We start from the raw sequence: 4,346 nt of genomic DNA, 5'->3' as shown, positions 1-4,346 counted from the left end.
GGCATGGAAGGATGTCAAAAAAGAGCGCACAACGGGGCGCTTCAAAAACCAATATTTTTTAAACGGAATAAAATAGACAAGCAGCTGGCAGATCCAGTGACACTTTGTTGTGTTCTAGGACCTGTGGGATCAGTACTTTCACCGCACTGGCCTCGTCCAGGCGGATGTTCCCATAATAATAGGCAACACCGCCTGGGCCATCGTCCTTTACCATAAGGATGTATTTGTAATTTCCGGCCTGCAATACCGGCACTCCCTCCTCATTGGTCTCATCATTTATCAAACTTATCATAGCCCCCCCCTTCTGCGCCCCGTTGTGCGACAAGCGATGGCGGTTCCAATTTTCGGATGAGTATTTAAACAAAGAACTTCACAGGAAGACCAAAGCGAGAATTCTCTGGCTCCATACTTTACTCAGATGTAGCGTGAACGAATTTGGCAAAGAACTGACGTTGCTTACTAAAATACCCGTCTTTTTCAACTAAAGCAAGCCACTGATATGCGAAAATCAGCCAAGTGTAAATTTACCAATGAATACTAGCAAGAAGCAGTGAAGCTGATAAATGAGAGGGGCGTAAGGGCGATTTAGGTGGCGAGGGATACAGGCGGTAAGAACTGGCTGCTAATCTCCAAGGTGAAGCTAGCGATTAAGATGCTAACAGTTAAGATGTTATCGCCGCGATGTTAGCCAATCGCCTCCCAGCACAAACTTTCTATGCTATGGATTGGTGACTTCTTCCTTTCCAGGCTATATTGAAGCGCGCTAGGTATTTGCGAAGTCTGTCTGCTGGATTGTAATTTGGCTTTTCCTTGCCCGAATGGGCAAATAATAGGCGCCCCGCTTCTGCTAAAGAGCGGCACTGCTTGCATACCTTTAGCACTTCGACGAGTTGAACGCGGTCAAATTTATCTAGCTCCTCTAAAGTGTGGCGAGTTATTCCAAAATAGCTGTAAAGCTCCTCATGCGGGGCAAGACTGTCGGCGGTTTGCCAGGCATCCGTAAGGCGGCGTATTTCCTCTTCGACGATTTCTACGGTAATTCTTCCGGCGGAAGATAATGTGGCCATGCGCGTGACTGCGGCATTTAGGTCCCTGAAATTAGCCTGCCACAAGGCTAAAGGCGAAGTGGCAAATCTCAAGAACAACTCGCGTGCCTCTTTGTTAAGAGAGATTTGGCGGTTATGTTTTTCAGCATAGCGCTCAAGCTCATACTCAATATTAGGAGCAATGTCCTCCTGGCGCTCGTTTAAGCCAGGAAGCTTAAAGCTCCATAAGTTAATCCGTGCCAGCAAATCGTCGCGAAAACTCCCCTGACGCGCAAGGCTCTGGAGGTCGCGGTTGCTTCCGGCAATCAGCTGAAAATCACTCCTCGCTTCCCCATCAGCACCTACCGGGAAAAAGGTTTTTTCCTCCAGCGCCCTAAGGAGCATGGCTTGTTCGTCAGGACCCAGCTCCCCTATCTCGTCTAAAAACAACATCCCCCCATTGGCACTCAGGAGATATCCCTCGCGCTTTTGCACCGCACCAGTGAAGGCACCCTTAACATGGCCAAACAGAGCGGACATGGCCGCATCGCCGCGAATAGTAGCACAATTGACATCTACGAATGCACCGCTGAGTTGATTGCGACTTTTTTTTAGCTCGTAAACTCGCTTAGCCAACCGCGACTTACCCGCTCCAGTTGGCCCCAGAAGGAGCATCGGTTCTTTAGACGCGAGAGCAACTCTCTCAATCCTCTCAATTAACTGGTTGAAATTTTCGTTGCGCGTGGCAATCCCCGATTTAAGAAAAGACAGGTCGCTACTTCGGACCTTATGGAAACGAGAGATGATACTATCGTATTTGGAGAGATCGAGATCGATAATTCGATAAGTACCCCTACTATCTCGCTCAGGAGGAGCGGGCGGTGAGCTCTGAACTAACTTTGCCGGAAAATAGCGGGCTTCTGCCAGAAGAAACAGGCAAATCTGGGCAACGTGAGTACCCGTGGTTATGTGCAAGAGATATTCACGCTCATCTAGATTCCATGAATACGATCGAGCAAAGTCGAGCAGGACCCCGTAGACTTCCTCAAAGTCCCAGGCATCTTGAATTTCAATGCCATGAAGCACCACCCTGGTTTCGGGAGACACGCTAGTGATGTCTGCCGCAATCTGCTCCGCCAGCGCTGTAAATCTTCTTGAGTGCAGAAGTTCAAAGACATCGATGAGCAGATCGTCTTGCTGACAAATGCCCACACTAGGACGCCATAGCTCCCATCTCTGTGCATTTCGAGGGCCGCGATCTAAGGCTGTCCCCAAAAAGCCAATTAAAACCGTCTGCTTTGTTTCCACATAGCCTATAATCTAATATCATATATAATAATATATGTTTTATGTTAGCTCACTAAGCCTCTAAAAAGCCAGTTCTATTTATGCCCGAGAAGGTTCTCTCGTGATTACACAGAGTTAGACAGGCTCGGAGCGAATGGATCACCAACTGGCACACCCCTTGCTTTGTTAGAGTGGTAGAAAACGCAATTCACTCGAAGCAAAGACCGAAAAGGTCGCGATAAGGAAATATGGCAAACAAACAGCTCTTCTCATCAGCGGTAGGAAAACTCAGCTTGGCAACTGATGCGCTGAACCACGAAGGCGCTCCGGCCTATAAGTTAGGCCCCCAAGAGGCATTGGCACAGTACGCCATGACTGGCTGTTTAAACTCCACCTTCTATGCATCCGGTCATGATCAGCTTCAGGCAGTCATAGAGCAGGCAAAGCAGGTTTCGCCGAAATTCATCGCTCAGCTGGCAGTATATTCGCGGGAGAAGGGATACATGAAAGATCTTCCCGCGCTTTTCTGTGCGCTGCTATCCGTAAAAGATTCACAGCTGTTAGAGAAGGTGTTTTTTCAGGTAGTAGACAACGCCAAAATGTTGCGTAACTTCGTGCAAATTATGCGTTCGGGGGCAGTCGGGCGGAAATCTCTCGGGTCTCTTCCCAAGAAGCTCATCATAAAATGGCTTGCGGAACGCACTGAGGAAGCCTTGTTCTCCGACATCATCGGGGACACCCCTTCTCTGGCTGACATAGTTAAGATGGTGCACCCAAAACCCGCTAACTCCAAGCGCGAGGCCTTTTATGGTTATCTTTTGGGCAAGTCGTTTCGGGCGGAATTGCTTCCGCCTATAGTTGGCGATTTTGAGACCTATAAGAAGAAACCTACGGGTGCGCTACCGGCGGTGCCATTTCAGCTCCTAACCTCCCTGGAACTAGGGCCACGGCAGTGGAAGGATATTGCGCGCCGAGCTAGCTGGCAGATGACTCGCATGAATTTAAATACTTTTGCTCGTCACGGAGTTTTTGCCGACAAGAAGCTAGCGCAGCTGGTCGCCAAGCGGTTAAGGGACCAAGGGAAAATAAAACAAGCCCGGGCTTTTCCATACCAGTTGCTGGTAACTTTTCGTGCGCTGGGGAGCGACATGCCGCGACCTATTTGTGAGGCTCTCCAAGATGCCATGGAAATAGCAGTTAGCAATGTTCCGGCGTTTTCAGGGCAGGTAGTGGTATGCCCCGACGTCTCAGGATCTATGAGCTCCCCGTTAACTGGTTATCGCCGAGGAGCCACGACTGCTGTTCGTGCCATCGATGTCGCCGCCTTGATGGCAGCGGCAGTTATGCGCAAGAATCCCTCGGCGATAGTGCTGCCTTTCGAGGAGACGGTAGTCCCTTTTAAATTGAATTCGCGGGACAGCGTGATGACGAATGCCGATAAACTAGCTACTATTGGCGGTGGCGGAACCAATTGCAGTGCTCCTTTGGCGTGGCTCAATGCCAAAAACATAAGAGCTGACTTCGTGATTTTGGTGTCCGATAATCAGTCGTGGATTGACGCGCGACGTGAGGGAGCTACCCAAACGATGCGCGAGTGGCAGAAATTTAAGCTGTGCAATCCTCAGGCTAAGTTAGCTTGCATAGATATTCAGCCATACGCCACGGCACAATGCTATAATGGCAACGACATATTTAACGTTGGAGGATTTTCCGACCAAGTGTTTGAGGTGTTAGAGCGCTTTGTCGCTAACACCTTGAGCCCGGGTCACTTTGTGGGGTTGATTGAGAACGTCGAGATCTAGGCTTATTAAAATGGGGATTTGATTGCGAGCGAGAAATGCTGGTGAGACTACATACTTGGGAGACGCCGTACCCTGAAAAGGATCAGCACCCGCCGTCTCATCCCTTCTTGTTCTCGCTAGCAATGAGATCCCCGGAATGAATGCAGCTGGGACTACATCTAAAACCATGTCCGGTCTCAGTAAAACCTTGTCATTAGGGGGATCTCTTTTATTATTATGGAGGAAGGATTGT

Annotated in this window: 3 protein-coding genes; 1 reads left to right on the top strand and 2 read right to left on the bottom strand. The window is 49.3% G+C overall.

Annotation, left to right across the window (positions count from 1 at the left end):
- Nucleotides 1–58: 58 nt before the first annotated feature.
- Nucleotides 59–292: a hypothetical protein gene (locus IT291_06915; protein MCC6220954.1), complete on the bottom strand. Its 234-nt coding sequence runs from the start codon at nucleotides 290–292 to the stop codon at nucleotides 59–61.
- A gap of 421 nt (nucleotides 293–713) precedes the next feature.
- Nucleotides 714–2,333 (bottom strand): sigma 54-interacting transcriptional regulator, encoded by a 1,620-nt coding sequence (locus IT291_06910; GenBank protein MCC6220953.1) that lies wholly within the window; start codon nucleotides 2,331–2,333, stop codon nucleotides 714–716.
- A 227-nt stretch (nucleotides 2,334–2,560) separates the two neighbouring features.
- Between IT291_06910 and IT291_06905 the strand changes: the two genes are divergently transcribed.
- Nucleotides 2,561–4,114, top strand: coding sequence for an RNA-binding protein (locus tag IT291_06905; protein ID MCC6220952.1), 1,554 nt, complete (start codon nucleotides 2,561–2,563; stop codon nucleotides 4,112–4,114).
- The last annotated feature ends 232 nt before the right edge of the window (nucleotides 4,115–4,346 follow it).

The organism is Deltaproteobacteria bacterium, assembly GCA_020845775.1.
Classification (GTDB): Bacteria; Bdellovibrionota_C; UBA2361; order SZUA-149; family JADLFC01; genus JADLFC01.
This window is presented reverse-complemented; position numbering and strand designations above follow the sequence as displayed.

Excerpts from the sequence above, each read along its gene's own strand:
- IT291_06915 (MCC6220954.1), bottom strand. The coding sequence starts at position 292 with ATGATAAGTTTGATAAATGATGAGACCAATGAGGAGGGAGTGCCGGTA.
- IT291_06905 (MCC6220952.1), top strand. The coding sequence starts at position 2,561 with ATGGCAAACAAACAGCTCTTCTCATCAGCGGTAGGAAAACTCAGCTTG.